Below are 25292 nucleotides of genomic sequence, written 5' to 3' on the forward strand. Positions count from 1 at the left end.
ACCCAACCTAAACGTCGACTCGGACAGTGAACTCACCCTCGGCCACCCGCGCCCGCAGCGGCTCCTCGGCCGCCACCTCGCCGGGATCGCGCACCACGTGCCCGTCGGCCTTCTGCAGCACCGCGTAGCCGCGCCGCAGCGTCGCCGCCGGGGACAGCGCCACCACGCGTGCGTGCGTGTGCGTCAGCTCGGAGTCCGCGCGGTCCAGCAGATGCCCCAGGCACCGCCGCGACCGCTCCACCAGCGACTCCACCTGGTCGGCCCGCTCGTCCACCATCCGGTGCGGATCCTGTATCACCGGCCGGGCCAGGGCGTGCGCGAGCCCGCGCTCCTCCCGCTCGACGAACGCCTCCACGCACCGCCGGGCGCGGCCCCGCAGCATCCGCACCCGCTCCAGCTCCTCGCCGACGTCCGGCACGACCTTCTTCGCCGCGTCCGTCGGCGTGGAGGCCCGCAGGTCCGCGACATGGTCCAGCAGCGGATTGTCCGGCTCGTGCCCGATCGCCGACACCACCGGGGTCCGGCACGCCGCCACCGCCCGCACCAGCTGCTCGTCGGAGAACGGCAGCAGGTCCTCCACGCTGCCCCCGCCGCGCGCGACGATGATCACGTCGACCTCGTCCAGCGCGTCCAGCTCCTTGACGGCCTGCACCACCTGCGGCACCGCGTGCACGCCCTGCACGGCGACGTTGCGCACCTCGAAGCGCACATGCGGCCAGCGGTGCCGGGCGTTCTCCAGCACGTCCCGCTCCGCCGCCGAGGCCCGGCCGCACACCAGCCCGATCAGCTGCGGCAGGAACGGCAGCGGCTTCTTGCGCTCCGGCGCGAACAGGCCCTCGGCCGCCAGCGTCTTCTTCAGCTGCTCCAGACGCGCCAGCAGCTCGCCGACGCCGACCGGCCGGATCTCGGCGGCCCGCAGCGAGAGCTGGCCGCGCGGGGCGTACCACTCGGGCTTGGCGTGCACGAGGACGCGCGCGCCCTCGCCCACGATGTCGGCGACCGCGTCGAACACCTGCCGGTAGCAGGTCACGCTCACGGAGATGTCGTACGACGGGTCGCGCAGCGTCAGGAACACGACGCCGGCGCCCGGGCGGCGCGAGAGCTGCGTGATCTGCCCCTCGACCCACACCGCGCCGAGACGGTCGATCCAGCCGCCGATCAGCCGGGACACCTCGCCGACGGGGAGCGGGGTCTGCGGGGACGTGGAGAGAGCCATGCGACCGAGCGTAACGGCCGGGTACGACATGCCGGTGGTGCGCTGGGGCTGTGGGCGGGCGCCGCAGGGGGTTCGGTGGTGTGCCGGGTGCGGGGTCGTGGGGGCTGGTCGCGCAGTTCCCCGCGCCCCTCTCGGGTGGCAGTCGTCCTCAGGCGTTCCGCCACGGAGTTCCCCGCGCCCCCTGGCGGGGTGGCAGTGGTGCTGGAGCCTTCGGGCGCCGGTTCGGTCACGGGACGGGGCGCGGGCGGCCTCGTTGGAGCGTCAGGACCAGCAGGCCGATCGCCAGCCATACCGCGCCCACCACCTGTGCCGTGCCCGACGCCTCCACGATCACCGCGATCGTGATCGCCGCCCCCACGACCGGGATCAGCACGTGCCGCCACCAGCTCCGCTCGCCCGGGCGCCGCCCGAAGTACCCCACCACGCTCGCGTGCAGCAGCGTGAACGCCGTCAGGGCGCCGATGTCGACCACCGAGACGAGCTTGTCCAGGCCGTCGTCCCGGCGCGCCGCCCAGCCCGCGGCGACCAGCGTGATCACCGCGGCGCACAGCAGAGCGACCCGCGGTACGCCGCCGTCCGTTCGCGACAGCGCCCGCGGCAGCCGCCGGTCCCGGCCCATCGCGAACAGCAGCCGCCCCGCCGCCGCCTGCCCGGCCAGCGCCGCGAACGCCGCCCCGATCGCCTTGCTCGCGGCCACCAGATCGTGCAGCCACGTGCCGACGGAGGCGTCCACCGCGTCGTAGAAGGCCGACCCCTGCTTGGCCGGGTCGGCGGCCAGCCGCGCCGACGACACCGGCTCCAGCAGGGCCACCAGATAGGTCTGCGCGACGAAAAGCACACCCGCCAGCGCCAGGCAGAACAGCAGCGCACGCGCCACCTTCCGCGACCCGCCGGTGGTCTCCTCCGCGAACGTGGCGATCGCGTCGAAGCCCAGATACGACAGCACCGCCACGGACACCGCCCCGACGACCGCCGACAGCGCGAACGCGCCCTGCGTGCCGTCCCCGGTCAGCGGCGACAGCACGTCCCGCTGGGCGCCGTCGCGCGCGAGGACCACGCTCGCCGCGATCAGGAACACCACCAGCACGACGATCTCCATCGCCAGCACCAGGAAGCCGGCGAGCGCGGCGGTCCGCACGCCCCACAGGTTCAGCAGCGTCGTCAGGACCACCGCCAGCGCCGTCCACACCCAGCGCGAGACCTCGGGGACCAGGGAGTTCATCGCGATCCCGGAGAAGAGGTAGGCCACCGCCGGGATGAGGACGTAGTCCAGCATCACCATCCACCCGGCGACGAACCCGGCGCCGTCGCCGAGCCCCACGCGCGCGTACGCGAACACCGAGCCCGCCTGCGGGACGACCCGCACCATCTGGGCGTAGGAGAACGCGGTGAACGCCATGGCGACCGTGGCCACCACGTACACCAGGGCGACCGCGCCGTGCGACTTGGCGTCCAGCGTGCCGAACACGCCGACGGGCGCCATCGGGGCGATGAAGAGCAGCCCGTAGACCACCAGGTCACGGAAGCCGAGGCTGCGCCGCAGCCGGTCGGGGGCGTCGGACGAGGGCGACGTCGTCTCCGTGTCGGACATGGCACCCAGGTTCCCCCGGACCCGCACCCCACGCGATCTCTGGGCGGCCGAACGCACCCTTACGATGGGACGCATGACTGCTTCGCCTGGCCGCCGTGTCCTGCTCGCCGCCCCCCGGGGCTACTGCGCGGGTGTGGACCGCGCCGTGATCGCCGTCGAGAAGGCCCTGGAGCAGTACGGGGCTCCTGTCTACGTCCGGCACGAGATCGTCCACAACAAGTACGTCGTGCAGACCCTGGAGAAGAAGGGCGCGATCTTCGTCGAGCGGACGGAGGAGGTGCCGCCGGGCAACATCGTGATGTTCTCGGCGCACGGCGTCGCCCCGACCGTCCACGAGGAGGCCCGGCAGGGCCGGCTCGCCACCATCGACGCCACCTGCCCGCTGGTCACCAAGGTCCACAAGGAAGCCGTCCGCTTCGCCAACGAGGACTACGACATCCTGCTGATCGGCCACGAGGGCCACGAGGAGGTCATCGGCACCTCCGGCGAGGCCCCCGACCACATCCAGCTCGTCGACGGCCCCGGCGACGTCGACAAGGTGGAGGTCCGCGACCCGTCGAAGGTCGTGTGGCTGTCCCAGACCACCCTCTCCGTGGACGAGACCATGGAGACCGTCGACGCGCTGAAGACGAAGTTCCCCGGGCTGGTCTCCCCGCCCAGCGACGACATCTGCTACGCCACGCAGAACCGCCAGCAGGCCGTGAAGCAGATGGGCGCCGAGGCCGACCTCGTCATCGTCGTCGGCTCCCGCAACTCCTCCAACTCCAAGCGGCTCGTCGAGGTCGCCAAGCTGGCCGGCGCCCGCGCCGCCTACCTGGTCGACTTCGCCGACGAGATCGACGAGGCCTGGCTGGACGGGGTGGACACGGTCGGCGTCACCTCCGGCGCGTCGGTGCCCGAGGTGCTGGTCGAGCAGGTGCTGGCGTGGCTCGCCGAGCGCGGCTTCGAAGACGTGGAGATCGTCAAGGCGGCGGAGGAGTCCATCACCTTCTCGCTGCCCAAGGAGCTGCGCCGCGACCTGCGCGAGGAGGCGGCCGCGCTGGTCGCCGAGCGCGGCGGGTCCGGCACGGCCGAGGAGTGAGCGTCCGGGCTGGCGAAGCCTGACGGTGCCTTGCGAAGAGCCTTAGGGGCCCTGCGAAGCCCCGGGGTCCCGCTCTCGCGCAGTCCGAGGGGCCCGGCCGTGGCGTGACTGTCAGTGCTCCGTCGTAACGTGGGGCCATGCAGATCTTCGGCGTGGACATCGGCGGATCCGGGATCAAGGGCGCCCCTGTCGATCTGGACAGGGGCGACCTCGCGCAGGAGCGCTTCAAGGTCCTCACCCCGCACCCGGCGACCCCGGACGGCGTGGCCGACGGCGTGCAGCAGGTCGTCGAGCACTTCGGCTGGCGCGGCCCGGTCGGCCTCACCTTCCCCGGCGTGGTCACCGGCGGCGCCATGGTGCGTACGGCGGCCAACGTCGACCCCGGCTGGATCGACACCGACGCGCGCGCCCTGTTCGCCGAACGCCTCGGCGGGCTGCCGGTGACCGTGGTCAACGACGCGGACGCGGCGGGCGTCGCCGAGATGCGCTTCGGCGCGGGCAAGGACCGGCGGGGCACGGTCATTTTGCTGACGTTCGGCACGGGCATCGGCAGCGCGGTGTTCGTCGACGGCACGCTGGTGGCCAACACCGAGCTCGGCCACCTGGAGCTGAACGGCCACGACGCGGAGAAGCGCGCGTCCAGCAAGGCCAAGGACGACCACGACCTGTCCTGGGAGCAGTGGGCACACCGGGTGCAGAAGTACCTCGCGCACGTGGAGATGCTGTTCTCGCCGGAGCTGTTCATCATCGGCGGCGGGGTCAGCCGCAAGTCCCACAAGTTCCTGCACCTGATCGAGGGCATCAGGGCCGACATCGTCCCCGCCCAGCTCCAGAACAACGCGGGCATCGTCGGCGCGGCGATGCGCGCGGCGGCCCGAGCGTAAGCCTCCGGCGGCCGGCCGTTCGTAGCCGCGGGCCGGGCCCTCCGGGCCGGGCCCCGGCTTCGGGACCCGCGGCGCCGGCTTCGGGACCTGCGGTCCTTGCTTGGGGGTCCGCCGCCTTGCTTCCGGGCCTGCGGTCGCGGCTTGCGGACCTGCGGTCCCGGCTGGGGGCCTGCGACCTTGCCTCCGGGCCTCCGGGCCCCCGGGCCTGCGGTCCCGGCTTCGGGATCTGCCGACCTGCCCCCGGCTTTCGGACCTGGGCCCTGCTTCCGGACCCGCGGCCCTCCCTCCGGACGTGCCGCCCTGCTTCCGGATCTGCGGCCCCGCTCCCCGGACCTGGGGCTCACGGCCCGGCGCTGTGGGACCGGCCTCGTGGCCTCCCCGTCGGCCCCGTAAGCCCCCATGGGCCGGCTTCCGGGCCCGGGGCCCGGTGCGGGCCGGTGTCTAGGCCCGCCCCCGGTCCCGGGTCTGGCGGCGGCGGTGGTGGGTCAGGGCCAGGTGGCGGGTGGTGGCGATGACGCCGGCGAGCAGGGTGCCCGCGTAGAGCCAGCCCGCTTCCGTCGCCAGGGCGGTGACCAGGTTCATCAGGCGGCCGCCGAGCCCCTCGCTGCCGTCGGCCAGGGGCACCAGGCCCGCGGCGAAGGCGATCGGCACGACCACGGGCGCCGTCAGCAGGTCCCCCTTGCGCACCCACACCGCGGTGAGCACGCACACCGGCAGGAACAGCACGCCGTACACCGTCGGCGAGCCCCCGAACAGCGCCCGCAGGGCCAGCCCCAGCACGATCATCACCGCGCCGCAGAACAGCCCGCTGCCCAGCCCGGTGAGCCGCGGGTTCGGCAGCCGGCCGCCGGGCCGTGCCGCCGGGGGAGCGGGCCGCCGTACCGTGACCGCGCGGCGCTGACCGGCGGCCGCGGCCGGGTCGCCGTCGGCCCGGCGCGCCCCGGCCGGTACGCCGCCGCGCCCCCGGGGTGGGGCCGGCTGTCCGCCGTCCGCGCCGGGCCTGCCGCGCCGTGCCTGCGGCGGCAGCGGGGAGGGCGTGCGGCGTCGCGGTGCGTGCTGCGAGGGGCGCGTCCTGGGCTGCTCCATTGGACCAACTTAGGTCGTTTTATGTGCCCGATCGGGTGTCGGACACGCCATTCGGCCCAGCTTGGCCAACCGTTCGAGACAAGGACCGGCCCCCGGCGCGCGCCCCTCGCGGGACGACAACCGGGACGGCGCCCGCCCCCCTGATCACCCCGCAGGACGACCACGGGGGCCCGGACGCGTACCCCGTAGACTGGTGGATCGGCCCCGCCCGGGACCCGCCGCCCTCCACCCTCACGTAACGGGAAGTCGCAACGTGTCGCTCACGATCGGAATCGTCGGTCTGCCCAATGTCGGCAAGTCGACCCTGTTCAACGCCCTGACCAAGAACGACGTGCTGGCGGCCAACTACCCGTTCGCCACGATCGAGCCCAACGTCGGCGTGGTCGGCGTCCCCGACCCGCGCCTGGCGAAACTGGCCGAGATCTTCTCCTCCGAGCGCGTCCTCCCGGCGACCGTGGACTTCGTCGACATCGCCGGCATCGTGCGCGGCGCGTCCGAGGGCGAGGGCCTGGGCAACAAGTTCCTCGCGAACATCCGCGAGTCCGACGCGATCTGCCAGGTCATCCGCGCCTTCAAGGACGAGAACGTCGTCCACGTCGACGGCAAGGTCTCGCCGAAGGACGACATCGAGACGATCAACACCGAGCTGATCCTCGCCGACCTGCAGACCATCGAGAAGGTCCTCCCGCGCCTCCAGAAGGAGTCCCGGATCAAGAAGGACGTCGCGCCGAAGGTCAAGGCCGTCGAGGAGGCCAAGGAGATCCTGGAGAAGGGCGACACCCTCTTCGCCCACGGCATCGTCCAGGGCACCGAGCGCAACGAGCTCCTGCACGACCTGCACCTGCTCACCACCAAGCCGTTCCTGTACGTCTTCAACGTCGACGAGGACGAGCTGGTCGACGAGGAGTTCAAGAACGAGCAGCGCGCCCTCGTCGCCCCGGCCGAGGCGATCTTCCTCAACGCCAAGCTGGAGGCCGACCTCGCCGAGCTCGACGAGGACGAGGCCATGGAGCTGCTGGAGTCCGTCGGCCAGCATGAGCCGGGCCTGGCCACCCTCGCCCGCGTCGGCTTCGACACCCTCGGCCTGCAGACCTACCTGACGGCCGGCCCCAAGGAGTCCCGCGCCTGGACGATCAAGAAGGGCGCCACCGCCCCCGAGGCCGCCGGCGTGATCCACACCGACTTCCAGAAGGGCTTCATCAAGGCCGAGGTCATCTCCTTCGACGACCTGGTCGCGGCCGGCTCGGTCGCCGAGGCCCGCGCCAAGGGCAAGGCCCGCATGGAGGGCAAGGACTACGTCATGCAGGACGGCGACGTGGTCGAGTTCCGCTTCAACGTCTGACCGGACCGCGCCACGTCCGACCGGCCCGCGCCACGTCCGACCGGCCCGCGGCACGTCCGACCGGCCCGCCGGTTCATGCCGTCCGGCCGAACCGCCGGCTTCCCGGGGACCGGGCTCGATCGAGCCCGGTCCCTTCGGTTGTGCCGGTGTCCGAGGTGTGCGGCACCATGCCCTCAGTGGGTGAGTGGGAGGGGCGGGGCCGGATGGGGCGTGGGGAACGGGAGATCGTCGGCCGGGGGGTGCGGCTCGCCGAGGCCGCCGACCGGGTCGGCGAGGATCTGGAGCGGGCCGTCGGCGCCGTACGGGAAGCGCTGCGGCCGTTGCACGACGGGCTGGCCGAGCGGGAGCTCGCGAACATCCCGGTGGCCCGGCTGCGGGACGTCACGGAGGGGCGCCTGCGGCTCGGGGAGCTGGAGCGGGGAGGGTTCCGCAGCGTCCGGGACGTGCTGGACGCGGGGACGTACAGGCTGCGGCAGACCCCGGGCGTCGGACAGCGCACAGCGGAACAGGCGGTCGCCGCGGCCCGGCAGATCGCCGATGCCGTACGGGAGACCGTCGCCGTACGGATCGACGTGGACCGTCCCGAGCCGGCCACCACCGCGCTGGTCGCCGCCCTGTACGTCCTGGTGGAGGTCGGGCCGCAGGCGCGGCGCGCGGCCGACGCGGGCCGGGAGCTGGCCGCGCGGCTGAGGCCCCTGCTGGAGCGGGCCGGACCCGCCGCCGCCCGGTGGCGCATGCTGTTCGCGGGGCGCGCCGGGCGGCAGGGGGCGCTCGCGGCGGTCGCCGAGCTGCGGCAGCTGATCGAGGAGGCCGAACAGGCCGGCCTGTCGGGGGAGTTCGCGCAGGCCTCCGCCGACCTGCTGCGCCGCCCCGACAGCGACCTCGCCGCCTGGGTCGACTTCGAGGTCCGCTCCGCCGAGTACTACAGCCTGCTCGCCGAGGTCTCCGGCCGCGGCCCCGACACCGCCGCCGTCGAGGGCCATCTGCCCGACGAGGTGGCCGCGCGGGTGCGCGAGCAGCGGCTGGACGACACGCACTGCCGGGTCGCGCTGCGCGGCTACCAGGCCTTCGGCGCCCGGTTCGCGCTCGCCCAGCGCCGGGTGCTGCTCGGCGACGAGATGGGACTCGGCAAGACCGTGCAGGCCGTCGCCGCGCTCGCCCATCTCGCCGCGCAGGGGGAGAGCCACTTCCTGGTGGTGTGCCCGGCCAGCGTCCTGATCAACTGGACCCGGGAGATCGAGGCCCGCTCCACGCTGCGCGCCCTGCCGCTGCACGGTCCCGACCGGCAGGAGGCGTTCGCCGACTGGAAGGGGCGCGGCGGGGTCGGCGTCACCACCTTCGACGCCCTGCGGGGATTCCCCGCCCCCGGCGGCGGCGAGATCGGTCTGCTCGTCGTCGACGAGGCGCACTACGTGAAGAACCCGCTCACCCGGCGGGCGGAGGCGGTCACCGCGTGGGCCGAGCGCTGCGAGCGGGTGCTGTTCCTGACGGGCACGCCCATGGAGAACCGGGTCGCGGAGTTCCGCAACCTGGTGCGCATCCTGCGGCCCGACTTCGCCGACAAGGTCGACGAGCAGGACTCCGTCGCCGGATCGACGGCGTTCCGCCGGGCCGTCGCCCCCGTCTACCTGCGCCGCAACCAGCAGGACGTGCTCGCCGAACTGCCCGTGCTGCAGCACACCGACGAGTGGGAGGAGCTGAGCCGCTCCGACGAGGAGGCGTACCGGGACGCCGTACGGGCGGGGAACTTCATGGCGATGCGCCGCGCCGCGTACGCGCGCCCCCAGGACTCCGCGAAGCTGCAGCGGTTGCGCGAACTCGTCGCCGAGGCCGCCGAGAACGGGCTGAAGGCCGTCGTCTTCTCCGCGTTCCGGGACGTGCTCGGCGTGGTGGAGGACGCGCTGGGGGGAAGGGCCGTCTTCGGGCCGGTCACCGGGAGCGTGCCGCCCGCGCGGCGCCAGCAGATCGTCGACGACTTCTCCGCCGCGCCCGGCCACGCGGTGCTGCTCGCGCAGATCGAGGCCGGCGGGGTCGGGCTCAACATGCAGGCGGCGTCCGTGGTGATCCTGTGCGAGCCGCAGATCAAACCGACGATCGAGCACCAGGCCGTGGCCCGCGCGCACCGCATGGGCCAGGTCCGCCCGGTCCAGGTGCACCGGCTGCTGGCCACGGGCGGGGTGGACGAGCGCATGGTGCGGATGCTGGAGAACAAGACCCGGCTGTTCGACGCCTACGCCCGGCGCAGCGCGGTCGCCGAGTCCACGCCGGACGCGTTGGACGTCTCGGACGTGGCGCTGGCCCGCCGGATCGTGGAGGAGGAACAGGCCCGGCTGGGGGTCGCGACCGCGGACGCCGGGCGGATGAGCACCGCGGGCATCGACGCCGCGGGCATGGACTCCGCGCCCATGGACGCCGGGGGCATCGACGCCGCGCACAGGGACACCGAGGGGGCGGCTGCCGAGTGATCCGGCCGCCCGGCCGTACCGGCTGCCCCGGCGGGCGGTGGACCCACCCGGGCGGGCGGTGGACCCGCCCGGGCGGGCGCGGACAGGCCGTCCTCAGACCGTGCGTACGGCCACCACCGCCACCGTCGTGTAGCGCACGCCGACGGTGTCGCCCACCGCGGCGCCGACCTGCGTGAGCACCTCGGCCAGGCGGTCGGCGGGCAGCCGGGTCAGCGGGCCGAAGGTGGGCAGCTGGTCCAGCCACTCCTGCCGGGAGTACGTCCGCTCCCAGTCGTGGCGCCACTCCTCGGGCGCGCCGAAACCGCCCGCTGCCGCGAGCCCGTCGGTCACCCGGCCGAGCACACCCCGGTACGCCTCCCCGGTCGGACGGGCCAGGGCGGCACCGACGTCGAAGGGAAGGTCGGGCAGCACGCGCCGGCAGGCCGCCGCCAGCGCCTTCGCGACCTCCGGCGGCAGTTGGGGGACGTTCCAGAACGGGGCGAACAGGCCGCCCGGCCGCAGCACCTGTGCCGCCCGGGCCGCCCCGGCGGTCGCGTCCACCCAGTGCCAGGCCTGACCGGCGACGACGGCGTCGAAGAGCCGCCCGCCCGGCTCCCACTCCTCGAACCGCGCGACCTCGACGGCGAGTCCGCTCCGCCGCGCGAGCTCCGCCATACGGCCGTCCGGCTCGACGCCGAGCACCCGGCACCCGGCGGCCCGGAACTGCCGCGCGGCGATGCCGGTCCCGCACCCGACGTCCAGCACGTCCTCGCCGGGAGTGGCATCGACGATCCGCCGCACCAGCGCGTCGGGGTAGTCCGGCCGCGCCCGGTCGTAGCGCACCGCATCACCCCCGAACGACTCGGCCATCCCCCGCACTTCCTCGGGCTCGGGCACACGCGTCCCACCGGGGGAGCGGACACCGGGGTGGCGACCCCCGCCCTCGGCGACCCCGGAGGCGCCGCCGGGCTCGGACGTACGGCCGGCTCCGCCGGGCTCGGGCGTGCCGTCGGCCGCAGCAGGCCCTCGGCCACGGCCGGCTCCGCCGGCTGACTCTTCCTCACGCGGAAACGGTAAAGTGGGCATGTGCCCACTATGGGTGGGCGCTTGCCCACTCGTCAACGGTGAAGGAGGGCCCGTGGCCCCGACCGGTGTCGCCCTGCGGGACGTGCGTGCCCAGCTCTTCGCGGCCGCCGAGCGCGTGCTGCTGCGGGACGGGCCGAGCGCGCTGACCAGCCGGGCCGTCACCACCGAGGCCGGCTGCGCCAAGGGCGTACTGCACCGGCACTTCGCGGACTTCGACGCCTTCCTCGCCGAGCTGATCCAGGACCGGGTCGCCCGGGTCACCCGCCTCGGCGAGAGCCTGCGCGCCGCCGCCGGCACCGGCACGGTCGCCGGGCACCTCACCGGCGCGCTCGGCGACCTGTTCGACCCGGTCGCCGTCGCGGTCGTCGCGCTCATCACCTCCCGCGACGGCCTGCGCGCCCGGCTGCGCGCGGCCGGGTCGACCGGCGTGCCCCTGCTAGCCGAGGCCACGGCGGCCGTCGCCGCCTACCTCGCCGCCGAACGCGGCCTCGGCCGCCTCGCCCCGGACGCCGACCCGGACGTCCTCGCGCCCACCCTCGTCGGCGCCGCCCACCTGCTCTTCGCCGACCGCGAGAGCGGGCCGCCGGACGCGGAGGCGGTGCGCCGGGTCGTCGTCACGGTTCTTCGTCCCACCGGTGAGGCGACGGGTCCGTGACCCAGCCCGCCGCCAGCACCAGCCGGGTGTGCCGGTGCACGGCGAGGAAGCCGAAGGGGCGGTCGAAGCGGGCCTGAACGCGGGTCGTCAGCCAGCGGAGCCGGGGCATGCCGGCCCCGGCGGCCCCGATCGCGGTCACCGCGGCGGCCTCGAACCCGTGCGCCCCGAAGCGGGCCGTCGCCGCCTGGCGGGCCGACTGGACGGCCAGTCGACGGGTGCCGGAGATCCCGGGGAAGGGACTCCGCGTGGTGTCGCTCGCGGCCGTGAGCCCGAAGAGGCGGGACCGGTGCAGCAGGTCGTGCTCCGCCCTGATGCCGAACGCCACCGTCAGCACCTCCAGCGCCGGCGGATCCGGCGTCGCGGACCGCTCGCGCACCACGGTCAGCCCCGGACCGGCCGATCCGAACGGCAGGCACGGTCCCGGGGTGACGGGATGGCGGCCCGCGAGGGCGCCGACGCCCGCCTCCAGGACCTGACCCGGCGTCATCTCCGGTTCCCCCAGCACGAGGTGGACGTCCAGGGCGTTGTCCCCGAGCACCTTCAGCTCGGTGACGAAGCCGTGCGGGGTGTCCGCCACGCCGACCCGGTCCAGCAGGGACGACCGCCGCCACAGACCCTGCAGCTCGCGCCCGCCCCAGGGGCCGTCCTCGAACTCCACCGGATGCTCCCGGAACGGCACCAGCCACCGCGTCCGCAGCGCCAGCGCGGTCGCCAGCACCAGGTCCGTGTCCTCGGTGAGACCGACCGGCATCCGCTCGATCAGCCCGCCCGTCGCCTTCGCCGCCCAGGCGTCCAGCGCGGCCCGGTCGGCCTCGGGGTCCCCGGTGAGCGCGCCGTGCGCCTCGGCCGGCAGCCCCGCCCGCCACGCCTCGGACAGCTCCAGCCTGCGCGTGGTCCACAGGCCGAGCGCCGCGTCCAGGCCGCGCATCGCCCCCATGGCCGCCAGCAACTCCCGTGCGGCACCGGCCGCTTCCCCCGCGGGCACGCCCAGCGCCTCGGCCAGTTCCGCCCGGGCCGCGCCGTCCGCGCCGTCGGCGAGGAAGGCCAGCAGCGGCCACAGTCCCGCGGACGAGAACACCGTGCCTCCGTCCGCCGCCCCCGCCCAACGGGCCGTCAGTTCGTTGACCGCCCGGATCGTCGCCTTTGTGACCGGCATTCCGCCCCCGCCCGACTCGCCCTTACGATGCGCCCAGTCGTACGCCACCGCATGTCGGTGGCGCATGCGAATATCCGAGGCGCACCCGACCCGCCGCGGCCACCGCCGACCGCACCGTCGGGGAGCACTCCCGACCGCACCGTCCGACAGCAGGAGCACGGCACCCGTGTCCATACCGCCGCCCCCGGGCCCCCAGCAGCCTCCGTCCGCGCCGGGGCCGTACCAGGCACCCCCGCCGCAGGGGCCGTATCCGCCGCCCGGCGCGTACCCGCCGCCGTACCAGACCTGGGGCCAGGGCTACAGCCCGTACAACAGGCCGGCGCCGGTCAACGGCGTGGCCATCGCCGCGCTCGTCCTCGGCGCGCTGTGCTTCCTGCCGGCCCTCGGGCTGGTGCTGGGCGTCGTCGCGCTGGTGCAGATCCGCAAGCGGGGCGAGCGCGGCAAGGGCATGGCGATCGGCGGCATCGTGCTGTCGACGCTCGGTCTCGCCCTGTGGGTGCTGGCCCTCGCCACCGGCGGCGCCTCGGACTTCTGGCAGGGCGTCAAGGAGGGCGCCCGGGGCGACGTCGCCTTCTCGCTCGACAAGGGCCAGTGCTTCAACGAGCCCGGCGCGCTCGGCGGGATCACCTACGACGTCGACGAGGTGCCCTGCGAGGGCGTGCACGACGGCGAGGTGTTCGGCACGTTCGAGATGGCGGGCGTCTCCCGCTACCCCGGCGACAGCGCCGTCGACGCCGCGGCGAACAGCCGGTGCTACACGCTCGCCGACGCCTACACCATGGACCGCTGGGCGCTGCCCGACGACGTCGACATCTACTACTTCACGCCCAGCAGGGACAGCTGGGCGGCCGGCGACCGGGAGATCGCCTGCGTCTTCGGCAACATGGACGAGGACGGCACCCTGACCGGCTCGCTGCGCGCCGACGAGACCACGCTGAACGCCGACCAGCTCGCCTTCGTGCGGGCGGACGCGGGCGTCGAGACCGTCATCGACCAGGAGCCGGAGGACCTCGCCGAGGACGACCTCGCCGGCAACAAGGCCTGGGCCGGCCACATGGACATCGCGCTGGGATGGCAGATCCAGGCGCTGGGCAAGCACACCTGGCCGGCCGGCGTGACCGGTCCGATGAACACCTACCTCAAGGACCTGGAGAACGCCCGCAAGGAGTGGGCCAAGGCGGCCGCCGCCCGCGACGCCACCGCCTTCGAGCAGCACTACTACGAGGCGTACCAGGTCGACGAGGGCGCCTCCACCGTCGCCGTGCGCCGGGCGCTGCGGCTGGCGGCGACGCCGCCCTCGCCCGGGTACGGCGACTCCGGCGGCTCGGGCGACTCCGGCGACTCCGGCGGCTCGGGCGGCTCCGGCGGCTCGGGCGACCAGGGGTCGACCGAGGTGTGATCGCCGGCGGAGCGGGGAGAAAGTGCCTGGGTGGCGCCCCGCTCCGCCCGTGTCATCACTTCGAGTGAATCTCTGGCCTTTGCTTGCAGGGCACAACCTACGGTTGCCACGCTGTTGCTGTCTGTACAAGCTGATGGGAGCGGCCAGTGACTTTCGGTGAGCAGCCGGCGTACCTGCGCGTCGCGGGTGATCTCCGCAAGAAGATCGTCGACGGCCTGCTGCCACCGCACACCCGGCTGCCCTCACAGGCCCGCATCCGCGAGGAGTACGGCGTCTCCGACACCGTCGCGCTCGAGGCGCGCAAGGTGCTGATGGCCGAGGGCCTGGTCGAGGGCCGCTCGGGGTCGGGGACGTATGTGCGCGAGCAGCCGGTGCCGCGCCGGATCGCCCGCTCCGGTTTCCGCCCCCAGAGCGGGGCCACGCCGTTCCGGCAGGAGCAGGCCGACGCCGAGGCGCGCGGCACCTGGGAGTCCAGCAGCGAGCAGACGGAGGCGAGCCGCGCCGTCGCCCGGCGGCTGGGCATCGAGCCCGGGGACCGGGTGATGCGCACGCGCTATCTCTTCCGGGAGTCCGGGGAGCCGATGATGCTCTCCACCTCCTGGGAGCCGCTCGCCGTGACCGGGCGCACGCCCGTGATGCTGCCCGAGGAGGGGCCGCTCGGCGGGATGGGGGTGGTGGAGCGGATGCGCGCCATCGACGTCATCGTGGACAACGTCACCGAGGAGGTCGGCGCCCGGCCCGGCCTCGCCGAGGAACTGCAGGCGCTCGGCGGGGTGCCCGGTCATGTCGTCCTCGTCGTCCAGCGCACCTACTACGCCTCCGGCCGCCCGGTGGAGACGGCCGACGTGGTCATCCCCGCCGACCGCTATCGGGTCGCGTACCACCTGCCGGTGAGGTAGCGCACGGGCGTGCGGCGCGGGCGGGACGGCGCACACGCGTGCGGACTGCGCCCCGGGCGGACCGTCGGCGTCCGGGGCGGCCGGGTGGGTGTGCGCCGTAGCGTTTCGGTCGTCTTCGCAGGTCGTCCGCCGTGTCTTCACCGGCGCCCGGCAACGCGCCGAGCGGGCGCGTCGTGCCGCGCGCACGGCGCATTCGCCCCCGTGCGCCCCTTCCGTACTGGCCGGTTGCGTACCTCTTCGTGAAAAGCCGTATTCGGTGCGTGAAGGTTGGGCGTAGGCTCGGGCATATGCGGATTGCGGTTTCCTCGGCGGGCGGGGCTCGGTTCGCGCCGCGGTCGGAACGCGGACGGAGCGGGGCGGGAAGGAGCGGTGGGGCGCGATGAACGAGAGCACGGTGTCCCTGCCCTGGCTCGTCATACGGCAGGACGACAACGGCAACCGCTACCGCGTGGGCAGGTACGCCACCCGGGCGGAGGCCCAGAAGATCGCCGACAGCCTCGACGCCCGCGGTCACAAGCAGCTCTACTGGGTCGAGCGGATCGGCCAGCACACCGCCGACGGCACCCGCAACTGACCCCCGCCGCCCTCCCGTAGGCTCCGGCGCATGACGGAACGGATCGTGGTGGTCGGGGCGGCCCTGCTCGACGGCGGACGGCTGCTCGCCGCGCGGCGCAGCGCGCCCCCGGAGCTGGCCGGCCGCTGGGAACTGCCCGGCGGCAAGGTGGAGAAGGGCGAGACGCCCGAGGCGGCGCTGGTCCGCGAACTGCGCGAGGAACTGGGCGTCACCGCGGAGCCGCTCGCGCGCGTCCCCGGGGAGTGGCCCCTTCGGGACCCCTACGTGTTGCAGGTGTGGACCGCCCGCCTCCTCCCCGGCTCTCCGTCCCCCCGGCCCCTGCAGGACCACGACGCCCTGCGCTGGCTCACCTCCGAGAACCTGTGGCAGGTCGACTGGCTCGACCAGGACGTCCCAGCGGTACGAGCGGTGGCGACGGCCGCCGATCCGGGCGCGGCCTGAGCGGGCGATGCGGTCGGGCGCGGAGCGTCTCGTGTGGTGGCGGTCGGTGATATTCCGGGCCGCGCGCTCCTTTTGAGCGCCCCGTACGCCGTTTGTGCCACTGTGCGCCCGGGTCGGGGGTACCCGGGGCTTGATATCGGGTATGTGCCCATTAACCCCACGAAACCGGACAGGGTGGGAGACCCGCTGGCCTGGGAAGTGATCGGCGTGATCGACACCGAAGGCGACTGCGCCGAGTGGACGTTTCCCGCTGAGCCGGGCGCCGTGCGTGCCGCCCGCTCCGTGGTACGGGCCCGGCTGCACGCCTGGGGCCTGGACAGCCTCGCCGACACCACGTGTCTGCTGGTCAGCGAGCTGGTGACCAACGCGCTGCGGCACGCCACCGGCCCGATCGGCGTCCGCCTGGTGCGGCCGCCCGGCCGCGACGGGCACGGCGTGCTGCGGGTGGAGGTCTCCGACCCGCTGCCCGACCCGCCGCGCGAACGCACCCCCCACCTGGAGGACGAGAGCGGCCGCGGCCTGCAACTCGTCGCATCGGCCTCCCGTCGGTGGGGCACCCGGCCCGCGGGCGGCGACACGACGGGCGGCGGGACCGGCGGCAAGACCGTCTGGTTCGAACTGTCGTTGCCCGGCTGAGCGAGCGCCCCCGGCGCCCTGCGCGCGCCCCGCCCGAGTCAATGTCGCACTGCGTGATTCGACGACGTGTCGCCTGGTTAGAAGACTGGAAGTGTTCTCGCAGGACGGACCAAAAAAGACCTGGACCGTGCTGTGATCGTGAACACCGTGTCGTGCGGCGCCGTAGTGCTGGATACTGCGGGCAGCCGCTGCCGGTGACCGGTGCCGGACGCGGTGAGCTGGAGGGGACGGTTCGCGTGAGCGAGATACCAGCGAAGGCCACGGAGTCCGAGGACCCGTCGGAGGGCGCGAGGGCCACAGCCGCGGGCGCGCTCGCCTCCGATCCGGAGCGGACCGGTGACACGCTGTGGCAGAGCAGCCCGCCCGGCTCGATCTACGACTACATCAAGGTGGCGTCCTTCTCCATCGGCCCCGACGGGCTCGTCGACCAGTGGAGCCTGCGCGCCGAGCAGATCTTCGGCATCCCCGCCGAGCGCGCCGTCGGCATGGACCCCATCGAGGCGTTCGTCGACCCCGACCTGCGCGACCAGGGCCAGCGCAAGATGGCCGAGATCCTCGACGGACGCGAGTGGACCGGTGTGGTCCCCTTCCGGATGCCCGACACCGAGGACGGCGGCCGCGGCACGGACGGCCTCGCCGAGGTGTACGTCATGCCGACGCGCACCAAGGAGGGCGAGAAGGCCGCCGTCTGCATCGTCGTGGACGTGCGGACCCTGCGCAGCATCGAGACCGACCTCGCCGCCTCGCAGGCCATTTTCGGCCAGTCTCCGTTCGGTTTCCTGCTGATCGACACCGAGCTGAAGGTGCGCCGCGCCAATCAGCGCTTCGCGTCCATCTTCGGCGGCACCCCCGACGACCACCGCGGCAAGGGGGTGTACGACTATCTGCCCCGCCCCGAGGCCGAGCGGGTCTCGGCGACGCTGCGCCGGGTGCTGAAGACCGGTGACTCCATCACGGACATGCACGTCACCGGCTATGTGCCCGGCTCCGACGAACGCCGCCACTGGTCGATCAACCTCTACCGGGTGCACAGCGGTTCCGGCCGCCCCATCGGCATCGCCTGGCTCGGCACCGACATCACCGCCCGCCGCGCCGCCGCCCGCGAGGCCGCCGCGGCACGGCGCAACCTGGCCCTGCTCAACGAGGCCGGCGCCCGCATCGGCAACTCCCTCGACCTGGAGACCACGGCACGCGAACTCCTCGACGTCGTCGTCCCCGGCTTCTGCGACCTGGCCACCGTCGACCTCTACCAGGGGCTGCTGGCCGGCGACGAGACCCCGCCCGGACTCGCCGACGGCAGTGCGGAGATGCGCCGCGTCGCCTACGCCAGCGCCGTCGCCGACACGCCCTTCCGCGGCGGCTCCGACGAGCCGGTCGAGGTCGGCGCCGTCCACCACTACCCGTTCAACTCGCCCTGCGCCGACGCCCTGCGCACCGCGCGGCCGCAGCGCGTGCCGGGTGAGGAGGGCAGCCTGGTGCAGTCCATGCTCGCCGTGCCGATGGTCGCCCACGACACCGTCGTGGGACTTGCGCTGTTCGGCCGGGCCAAGGGCAGCGAGCCGTTCGGGGACCGGGACCGGGATCTCGCCGTCGAACTGGCGGCGCGGGCGGCGGTCTGCATCGACAACGCCCGCCTGTACCGGCGCGAGCACGAGCGGGCGCTGATACTGCAACGGTCCCTGCTGCCGCCCGGCGACCCGGTGGCCTCCGGCCTGGACATCGCCTGCCGCTACCTGCCCGGCAACGCCTCCACCGGGCGGCCCAGCGAGGTCGGCGGCGACTGGTTCGACGTCATCGAACTGCCCGGCCACCGCACGGCACTGGTGGTCGGCGACGTGATGGGCCGCGGGCTGCGCGCGGCCGTCGCGATGGGCGAACTGCGCACCGCCGTGCGCACCCTGGCCCTGCTCGACCTCGAACCCGCCGAAGTGCTCTCCGCGCTGGACGAGATCGCCCGCGGCCTCGGCACGCCCGGCGGCGTGCAGCAGGCGACCCGGGCGGCGCGCCGGCCCCGCGAGGCCGACCTGTCCGAGGTGTACCTCGCGACCTGCGTCTACGCCGTCTACGACTCCGTCACCCGCCGCTGCACCTTCGCCAACGCCGGCCATCTCCCGCCGGTGCTGGTCGAACCCGGCGAGTCCGCGCTGATGCTCGACGTGCCGCCCGGCATGCCGCTCGGCGTCGGCGGGGAGCCGTTCGAGGAGGTCGAGGTCGAGCTGCCCGAGGGCGCGCTGCTCGCGCTGTACACGGACGGCCTCGTGGAGTCCCGCGACCACCCCCTGGACGACGGGCTGCAGGCGTTCGTCGGCGCGCTCACCGACCCCTCGCGTCCCCTGGAGGACGTCTGCGACCAGGTCCTCAACACCCTCGACACCCATCACGGCGAGGACGACATCGCCCTGCTGATGGCCCGCGTGCAGGGGCTGCCGTCCGAGTCCGTCGGCGACTGGACGCTGCCGCGCGAGCCGCGCAGCGTGGGCCGGGCCCGCGAGTACGCGCGCGCCCAGCTGCTCAGCTGGGACCTGGAGCCGCTGGTCGACACCACCGAGCTGCTGGTGAGCGAGCTGGTCACCAACGCGCTGAGATACGGCGAGGGGGAGATCCGGCTGCGCCTGCTGCTGGACCGCACGCTGGTGTGCGAGGTCTGGGACTCGGGCCTGGTCCAGCCGCGCCGCCGCCGCGCCCGCGACACCGACGAGGGCGGCCGGGGCCTGCAACTGGTCGGCCTGCTCTCCGCGTCCTGGGGCTCCCGCCGCACGCCCCGCGGCAAGACGGTCTGGTTCGAACTGGCCCTCCCCGACGGCGACTCGGGCCCCACGGACCCGGCGGAGGCCCTGCTGAGCCTGTTCTGACCCCCCCCGCGTCCGAAGGGCGTCCCGCGCCGGACCGTTCGCCTGTGACGCGTCGGTTCGTGCGGTCAGGGCGCCGGCTCGTCGTGGCGGCGGCGGGTCGCCGGGCCGCCCCAGGCCAAGGGAGCCGGGTCCGGGGGCGGGCCGTGCAGACGGGCGTCCTGTTCGGCCAGCGCGCGGGACTCCGTCGCCAGGGAGTCGGCACGTACCAGGTCGGGCAGCGTGCCCGAGGCGAGCGCCCGCGTCGCGGCGGCCAGGCGGGTACGGGCCTCGGCGCCCACCACGTCGCGGTGCGTGCCGAGGAAGCCGTCCGCCGCGGCCACCGCGCTTCCCGCGGCGAGCCGGGCGGCCGCCGGCAGCACGCCCGCCCGCCCCGTCGCCACCGGCGCCAGCGCCCGCACGATCCGCCGCAGCTCCTCCAGCGGGTCGTACGGGCGGCCACCGGTCAGCTCGCCGCGTACGGAGGTCAGGACCGCGTCCGCGTGCAGGATGCGGGAGCGCAGCTCACCGGGCGGGATGTCCGCGGGGCTGGTCCGCCGGGCCGCCGCGAGTTCCGCCTCCGCGCCGGTGAGGGCCGCCGGGAGCATCGCGCCGGCCGCGTCCAGCTCCCGGGCCAGCCGTTCGACGGCGGTGGCGAAGACCTCCGCGTGGGCGACGGCCGTCTCCCCGGACCGCAGCCGTGCGACCGCCCGGCCGCCCTCGCCGCGGTCGGCGGCCTGCCGGGCCTCGTTGAGCCGGGAGGTGGCCGTCACCAGGCGGTCCTTGGCCGTCTCGACGTAGCCCGTGACCGGTTCCAGCGCGCTGTGCGCATACCGGTCGCCCAGGCCGGCGAGCGTGGCCTGCGCCTGGCCCGTACGGGCGGCCAGCGCCCGGAAGCGGGCCTCGGCGACGGAGGCGGCCTCGCTCAACGCGGAGTGCAGGGAGCGCAGTTCGTCGAAGGCCGCCGCCTGCGCGTCCAGGACACGGCCCGCCTCCGCGCAGCGGCCGGCGATCCCGGCCAGCGTGTGCCGCCGCGCCCGTTCCTCTTCCTGGGGCAGGCCCTCGTCGTAGCGCTGCCGCAGGGCGAACGCCGCCGCCAGCTCGCTCTCCGCCTCGCGCAGCGCCCGGCTGAAGGGCTCGACGCGCCGCTCGTCGTACAGCTGACGGGCGAAGCCCAGTTCCTCCCGGCTGGTGCGGACGCAGTCGTCGGCCTCCACCAGCGCCGCCTGCGCCTGCCGGTCGAGTTCGGCGGGGGTCGGCGTGTAGGGCCGGGCCGGGAGTTCGCCGGGCGGGGGTCCGGTGCCGGTCGCGGGTGGCGTACGGCCGGGCGGCGCCGTACGGCCTGGGGGCGGCGTACGGCTCGGGGGTGCCGGGGCCGTGCGGGAGCGGGTCCGCCGGGTGTGCCGGACCACGGCGTAACCGGCGAGCAGTCCGGCCGCCGCCACGGCCGCGATCGGCAGGACCAGGTTGGTGGGGGACGTCTCGTCCTGCTGCGGCGCGGCCCGGCTCGCGGCCGGCGCGGAGCGGGCGAGCGCAACCGGCGGCTCACCGGCCGTCGTCATCCCCGGCAACAGCAGCCACACCACTCCCGTGGTGGCGCCCAGCAGCGCGTGCGCCACCCGCACGGATATGTGCGATGTGGCGCGCCGCGGCCGGCCCCGGGGAGAGGATGACGTCACGTTTCGGAGCGTATGGCCCGGTATGCGGGGTCGCGAGCCGGGCGCGTCCGGGTGGGGCGGACGGACGAGGGAGGGCACGGGGATGGAATCCATGCGGCGTACGGAGCAACCGGGGGCCATACCCGGCGAGCGCGCCGAGCCGGAAGCGGAGGCTCCACCCGCCGAGCCCGCCGAGCCCGCCGAGCCCGCCGAGCCCGCCGAGCCCGCCGAGCGGAGTGAGCGGGGTGACCCGGAGCCGGCCGCGTCCCCGCCCCGCTCCCGCCGGCGCCGGTTCCGCCTGGCCCGTCGTCTCGCCCTCGCCCTCGCGCTGCTCCTGCTGCTGCCGCTGCTCGGCACGCAGATCGCCCTGCGCGTGAACTACACCGGCGACCCGGCCGACGGCGCCCGCACCCGCGACCGGGACGCCCTGTGGCTCGGGCACGCGTGGATCGACGGCCGCAAGAAGGACGCCGACGTGAGCGCCCTGGCCCGTCGCCTGGCCGGCACCGGCGTCCGCGACCTGTACGTGCACGCCGGCCCCCTGGAGCACGACGGCACGCTGCCCGCCTCCGCGTACCCGAGGGCGGGGTGGCTGGTGGCGGCCGTGCACCGGGAGCTGCCCGGGGTGCGGGTGCAGGCCTGGCTGGGGGACGTGCTGGCCACGGAGGAGCCGGACGGGCTGCGGCTGGAGCGCGCGGCGACCCGCGCGGCGGTCGTCACCTCCACCCGCGCGGTCCTCGACGCCGGGTTCGACGGCGCCCACTTCGACCTGGAGCCGCTGCACTCCGGCGACCGGGACTACCTCGGGCTGCTCGACGCCCTGCACCGCGAGACGGCGGCGCGCGGTGCGGTGCTGTCCGTCGCCGTCCACCAGATCGACCCGCTGCCGGGCCTGCACTCCGTCTTCGGCGCCCTCACCGGGCACCCCAAGTGGTGGTCGCAGGAGTATTTCGGCCAGGTCGCGCGCCGCGTCGACCAGATCGCCGTCATGTCGTACGACACGATGCAGCAGTGGGAGAGCACCTACGGCGGTTACGTCGCCCAGCAGACCGCCCTCGCGCTGGAGATCACCCCGCGCGGCACCGACCTGCTGATGGGCCTGCCCTTCTACCACGAGAACCGCTTCGGCCACCGCGGCGCGGCGGAAACGGTCCCGTCAGCCGTACGAGGCGTCCGCCTGGGCCTGACGCGCACGGACGCAGACCGCGCGCACTTCGGCGTCGCGCTGTACGTGGACTTCGCGGCGACGGAGGCCGACTGGGCGGCGTACCGTACCGGCTGGGTTCGCTGAACCGAAGGGGTGGGAGATGCGTTACTCGACCGCGCTGGGGCTGCTGGCCGCCGGGGTACTCGCCGCGGGCGGTGTGGCGGCGTTGACGAGGGGCTGGGTGGTGCCCTGGCTGCGCCGCAGCGTCGTCCGGCCGGCGCTGTGGGGCGCCGGGGCGCTGGTGTTCGCCGCCGGCATGGCGACGGGCCTGTCGACGCAGTTCTACGACGTCTCACTGGGGCTGGGCGAGGCCCTGAGGGCGCTCACGGTGGCGCAGATCAGCATCGGCGGTCTGCTCCAGCACCGCGCCCAGCGCCCCGGCCGCGCTAAGGAGTCCGCCGTCTGATCCTCGACCCCAGCCACACCAGTGGGTCGTACTTGCGGTCCACGGCTCGTTCCTTCAGGGGGATCAGGGCGTTGTCCGTGATCCTGATGCCCTCGGGGCAGACCTCCGTGCAGCACTTGGTGATGTTGCAGTAGCCGAGGCCGTGGTCGTCCTGGGCCGTGCGGGCGCGGTCCAGGCCGGTCTCGGCGGCCGCGTCGAGCGGGTGCATGTCGAGTTCGGCGATCCGCATCAGGAAGCGCGGGCCCGCGAACGCCGGCTTGTTCTCCTCGTGGTCGCGCACGACGTGGCAGGTGTCCTGGCACAGGAAGCACTCGATGCACTTGCGGAACTCCTGCGAGCGGTCCACGTCCTCCTGCATCATCCGGTACTCACCGGGACCGAGGCCGGGCGGCGGGACGAACGCCGGGACCTCGCGCGCCTTGGCGTAGTTGAAGCCGACGTCCGTCACCAGGTCCCGGATCACCGGGAACGTGCGCAGGGGCGTGACCGTGACCGTCTCCGCGCGGTCGAACACCGACATCCGGGTCATGCACATCAGCCGGGGCCGGCCGTTGATCTCCGCCGAGCACGAACCGCACTTGCCCGCCTTGCAGTTCCAGCGCACCGCGAGATCGGGCACCTGCGTGGCCTGCAGGCGGTGGATGATGTCGAGGACGACCTCGCCCTCGTTGACCTCGACGGTGAAGTCCTCCAGGTCCCCGCCGTCCGCGTCCCCCCGCCAGACCTTGAACCGTGCCTGGTAGCCGCTCATTCGTACAGCTCCTCTTCGGCGAGGTACTTGACCAGCTCCTCCTTCTCGAACAGGGCGAGCAGGTCGGGGCGGATGGGCTCGGTGGTCTCGCGGGTCAGGGAGATCTGGCCGCGGGCGGGATCCGTCGCCGCGAGGCCGCCGGTGGGGTCGGTGAGCCGGCACAGCAGGTTCACCCGCCGCCAGGTGCGGTCCATGGAGGGGAAGTCCTCCCGGGTGTGGCCGCCGCGCGACTCGGTGCGCTCCAGCGCCGACCGGGCCACGCACTCGCTGACCAGCAGCATGTTCCGCAGGTCCAGCGCGAGGTGCCAGCCCGGGTTGAACTGCCGGTGCCCCTCCACCCCGGCCCGCCGGGCCCGCATCCGCAGCTCGCCCAGCTTGCGCAACGCCTGCTCCATCTCCGCCTCGCGCCGGATGATGCCGACCAGGTCGTTCATGGCCTGCTGGAGTTCCTGGTGCAGGGTGTAGGGGTTCTCCGGCGGCCCGTCCTCGCCCTCCGTCTCCGCGGAGAACGGCCGCAGCGCCTCCGCGGCCGCCGTGTTGACCTGGGCCTCGTCGACCGACGGGCGCGCGGGGGCGGCCGCCTGCGCGTACTCGGCCGCGTGCCAGCCCGCCCGGCGGCCGAACACCAGCAGGTCGGACAGCGAGTTGCCGCCCAGCCGGTTCGAGCCGTGCATGCCGCCGGCGACCTCACCGGCCGCGAACAGCCCCGGCACCCCGCGCGCGGCGGCCGTGTCGGAGTCGACGGCGACGCCGCCCATCACGTAGTGGCAGGTCGGCCCGACCTCCATCGCCTCGGCGGTGATGTCGACGTCGGCCAGCTCCTTGAACTGGTGGTACATCGACGGCAGCCGCCGCTTGACGACCTCGGCCGGCATCCGCGTGGAGACGTCCAGGAAGACCCCGCCGTGCGGGGAGCCGCGGCCCGCCTTCACCTCGGAGTTGATGGCGCGGGCGACCTCGTCGCGGGGGAGGAGCTCCGGGGGACGCCGGTTGTGGTCCGGGTCGTCGTACCAGCGGTCGGCCTCCTCCTCGGTCTCGGCGTACTTCTCCTTGAAGACGTCCGGGATGTACTCGAACATGAACCGGTCGCCCTCGGCGTTCCTGAGGACCCCGCCGTCGCCGCGCACCGACTCGGTGACGAGCAGGCCCTTCACCGACGGCGGCCAGATCATGCCGGTCGGGTGGAACTGCACGAACTCCATGTTCAGCAGCGGCGCCCCGGCGAGCAGCGCGAGGGCGTGCCCGTCGCCGGTGTACTCCCACGAGTTCGACGTGACCTTGAACGACTTGCCGATGCCGCCGGTCGCGATCACCACGGCCGGCGCCTCCAGCACGAAGAACCGGCCGGTCTCGCGTGCGTAGCCGAAGACACCCGAGACCCGGTCGCCGTCCTTGAGGACCCTGGTGACCGTGCACTCCTGGAAGACCTTCAGCCGTGCCTCGTAGTCCCCGGTCTCCCGGTGGTCCTCCTGCTGGAGCGCGACGATCTTCTGCTGGAGCGTGCGGATCAGCTCCAGCCCGGTGCGGTCGCCGACGTGCGCGAGGCGCGGGTACTCGTGGCCGCCGAAGTTGCGCTGGGAGATCCGGCCGTCCTTCGTCCGGTCGAACAGCGCGCCCCAGGTCTCCAGCTCCCACACCCGGTCCGGGGCCTCCCTGGCGTGCAGCTCGGCCATCCGCCACTGGTTGAGGAACTTCCCGCCGCGCATCGTGTCGCGGAAGTGGACCTGCCAGGTGTCGTGCTCGTTGGCGTTGGCCATGGCCGCCGCGATGCCGCCCTCGGCCATCACGGTGTGCGCCTTGCCGAACAGCGACTTGCAGATCACCGCCGTACGGGCGCCCCGCTCGCGCGCCTCGATCGCGGCCCGCAGCCCGGCGCCGCCGGCCCCCACCACGACGACGTCCCACTCCTGCCGGTCGACCACGGACATCAGTCAGTCCTCACTTGACTCACT

The 25292-nt window shown here is 74.2% G+C and carries 21 protein-coding genes; 13 read left to right on the plus strand and 8 right to left on the minus strand.

Translation table 11 applies throughout. The annotated features are described in order from the left end of the window. Positions 1–7 precede the first annotated feature (7 nt). A complete protein-coding gene (xseA, locus tag ACF1AL_RS24390; RefSeq protein ID WP_391705344.1) occupies positions 8–1216 on the minus strand; it encodes an exodeoxyribonuclease VII large subunit in 1209 nt (402 codons plus the stop codon). Between the two features lie 226 nt (positions 1217–1442). After that, entirely contained in the window at positions 1443–2807 is a 1365-nt protein-coding gene (locus ACF1AL_RS24395; protein ID WP_366838485.1) for an APC family permease, read from the minus strand. A gap of 64 nt (positions 2808–2871) precedes the next feature. On the opposite strand from ACF1AL_RS24395, the gene ACF1AL_RS24400 reads away from it, so the two are divergent. After that, positions 2872–3888: a 4-hydroxy-3-methylbut-2-enyl diphosphate reductase gene (locus ACF1AL_RS24400; protein ID WP_366838484.1), complete on the plus strand. Its 1017-nt coding sequence runs from the start codon at positions 2872–2874 to the stop codon at positions 3886–3888. A gap of 137 nt (positions 3889–4025) precedes the next feature. Next, a complete protein-coding gene (ppgK, locus tag ACF1AL_RS24405; protein WP_366838483.1) occupies positions 4026–4772 on the plus strand; it encodes a polyphosphate--glucose phosphotransferase in 747 nt (248 codons plus the stop codon). A 441-nt stretch (positions 4773–5213) separates the two neighbouring features. Here the strand turns inward: ppgK and ACF1AL_RS24410 are convergent, their stop codons facing one another. Further along, positions 5214–5858 carry a DUF6542 domain-containing protein gene (locus ACF1AL_RS24410; protein ID WP_391705350.1) on the minus strand — a complete coding sequence of 215 codons (645 nt, stop codon included), beginning with the start codon at positions 5856–5858 and terminating at the stop codon, positions 5214–5216. Between the two features lie 253 nt (positions 5859–6111). On the opposite strand from ACF1AL_RS24410, the gene ychF reads away from it, so the two are divergent. Further along, a complete protein-coding gene (gene ychF, locus ACF1AL_RS24415) occupies positions 6112–7200 on the plus strand; it encodes a redox-regulated ATPase YchF (RefSeq protein WP_391657289.1) in 1089 nt (362 codons plus the stop codon). 203 nt (positions 7201–7403) lie between these two features. Then, positions 7404–9665 carry a DEAD/DEAH box helicase gene (locus ACF1AL_RS24420; RefSeq protein WP_391827566.1) on the plus strand — a complete coding sequence of 754 codons (2262 nt, stop codon included), beginning with the start codon at positions 7404–7406 and terminating at the stop codon, positions 9663–9665. Positions 9666–9758: 93 nt separating this feature from the next. Here the strand turns inward: ACF1AL_RS24420 and ACF1AL_RS24425 are convergent, their stop codons facing one another. Beyond that, positions 9759–10514, minus strand: coding sequence for a class I SAM-dependent methyltransferase (locus tag ACF1AL_RS24425; RefSeq protein WP_391827370.1), 756 nt, complete (start codon positions 10512–10514; stop codon positions 9759–9761). Between the two features lie 268 nt (positions 10515–10782). On the opposite strand from ACF1AL_RS24425, the gene ACF1AL_RS24430 reads away from it, so the two are divergent. After that, positions 10783–11385: a TetR/AcrR family transcriptional regulator gene (locus ACF1AL_RS24430; RefSeq protein WP_391827372.1), complete on the plus strand. Its 603-nt coding sequence runs from the start codon at positions 10783–10785 to the stop codon at positions 11383–11385. Here ACF1AL_RS24430 and ACF1AL_RS24435 read toward each other — a convergent pair. Then, the gene (locus ACF1AL_RS24435) at positions 11345–12541 is read right to left on the minus strand and encodes a serpin family protein (protein ID WP_391827568.1); all 1197 of its coding nucleotides are present in this window, start codon (positions 12539–12541) and stop codon (positions 11345–11347) included. The two genes, ACF1AL_RS24430 and ACF1AL_RS24435, sit on opposite strands and share 41 nt — an antisense overlap. A gap of 166 nt (positions 12542–12707) precedes the next feature. On the opposite strand from ACF1AL_RS24435, the gene ACF1AL_RS24440 reads away from it, so the two are divergent. From ACF1AL_RS24440 to ACF1AL_RS24465, 6 genes are all read left to right on the plus strand, one after another. Further along, complete coding sequence (locus ACF1AL_RS24440; RefSeq protein WP_391827374.1) at positions 12708–13940, plus strand: DUF4190 domain-containing protein; 1233 nt, start codon at positions 12708–12710, stop codon at positions 13938–13940. Between the two features lie 146 nt (positions 13941–14086). Then, positions 14087–14839: a GntR family transcriptional regulator gene (locus tag ACF1AL_RS24445; protein WP_366838476.1), complete on the plus strand. Its 753-nt coding sequence runs from the start codon at positions 14087–14089 to the stop codon at positions 14837–14839. Positions 14840–15218: 379 nt separating this feature from the next. Next, positions 15219–15413, plus strand: coding sequence for an SPOR domain-containing protein (locus tag ACF1AL_RS24450; RefSeq protein WP_366838475.1), 195 nt, complete (start codon positions 15219–15221; stop codon positions 15411–15413). 30 nt (positions 15414–15443) lie between these two features. Beyond that, positions 15444–15854, plus strand: a complete 411-nt coding sequence (locus tag ACF1AL_RS24455; RefSeq protein WP_391705365.1) for a (deoxy)nucleoside triphosphate pyrophosphohydrolase — start codon at positions 15444–15446, stop codon at positions 15852–15854. Between the two features lie 144 nt (positions 15855–15998). After that, entirely contained in the window at positions 15999–16490 is a 492-nt protein-coding gene (locus ACF1AL_RS24460; RefSeq protein ID WP_391705368.1) for an ATP-binding protein, read from the plus strand. A gap of 236 nt (positions 16491–16726) precedes the next feature. After that, entirely contained in the window at positions 16727–19342 is a 2616-nt protein-coding gene (locus ACF1AL_RS24465) for a SpoIIE family protein phosphatase (protein ID WP_391827376.1), read from the plus strand. Positions 19343–19407: 65 nt separating this feature from the next. Here the strand turns inward: ACF1AL_RS24465 and ACF1AL_RS24470 are convergent, their stop codons facing one another. Then, entirely contained in the window at positions 19408–20997 is a 1590-nt protein-coding gene (locus ACF1AL_RS24470) for a hypothetical protein (RefSeq protein WP_391827378.1), read from the minus strand. Between the two features lie 82 nt (positions 20998–21079). Between ACF1AL_RS24470 and ACF1AL_RS24475 the strand changes: the two genes are divergently transcribed. Together ACF1AL_RS24475 and ACF1AL_RS24480 are read left to right on the plus strand one after the other, a co-directional pair. Then, complete coding sequence (locus ACF1AL_RS24475; protein ID WP_391827380.1) at positions 21080–22267, plus strand: hypothetical protein; 1188 nt, start codon at positions 21080–21082, stop codon at positions 22265–22267. Positions 22268–22283: 16 nt separating this feature from the next. Next, entirely contained in the window at positions 22284–22589 is a 306-nt protein-coding gene (locus tag ACF1AL_RS24480; RefSeq protein WP_391827382.1) for a hypothetical protein, read from the plus strand. On the opposite strand, the gene ACF1AL_RS24485 is transcribed toward ACF1AL_RS24480, so the two are convergent. Beyond that, positions 22570–23340, minus strand: a complete 771-nt coding sequence (locus ACF1AL_RS24485; RefSeq protein WP_391827384.1) for a succinate dehydrogenase/fumarate reductase iron-sulfur subunit — start codon at positions 23338–23340, stop codon at positions 22570–22572. The genes ACF1AL_RS24480 and ACF1AL_RS24485 overlap by 20 nt on opposite strands. Further along, entirely contained in the window at positions 23337–25268 is a 1932-nt protein-coding gene (locus ACF1AL_RS24490; RefSeq protein WP_391819441.1) for a fumarate reductase/succinate dehydrogenase flavoprotein subunit, read from the minus strand. Before ACF1AL_RS24490 ends, ACF1AL_RS24485 begins: the two co-directional genes overlap by 4 nt. Between the last annotated feature and the right edge of the window lie 24 nt (positions 25269–25292).

It is taken from the genome of Streptomyces sp. NPDC014801 (assembly GCF_043082085.1).
Taxonomy (GTDB): Bacteria; Actinomycetota; Actinomycetes; order Streptomycetales; family Streptomycetaceae; genus Streptomyces.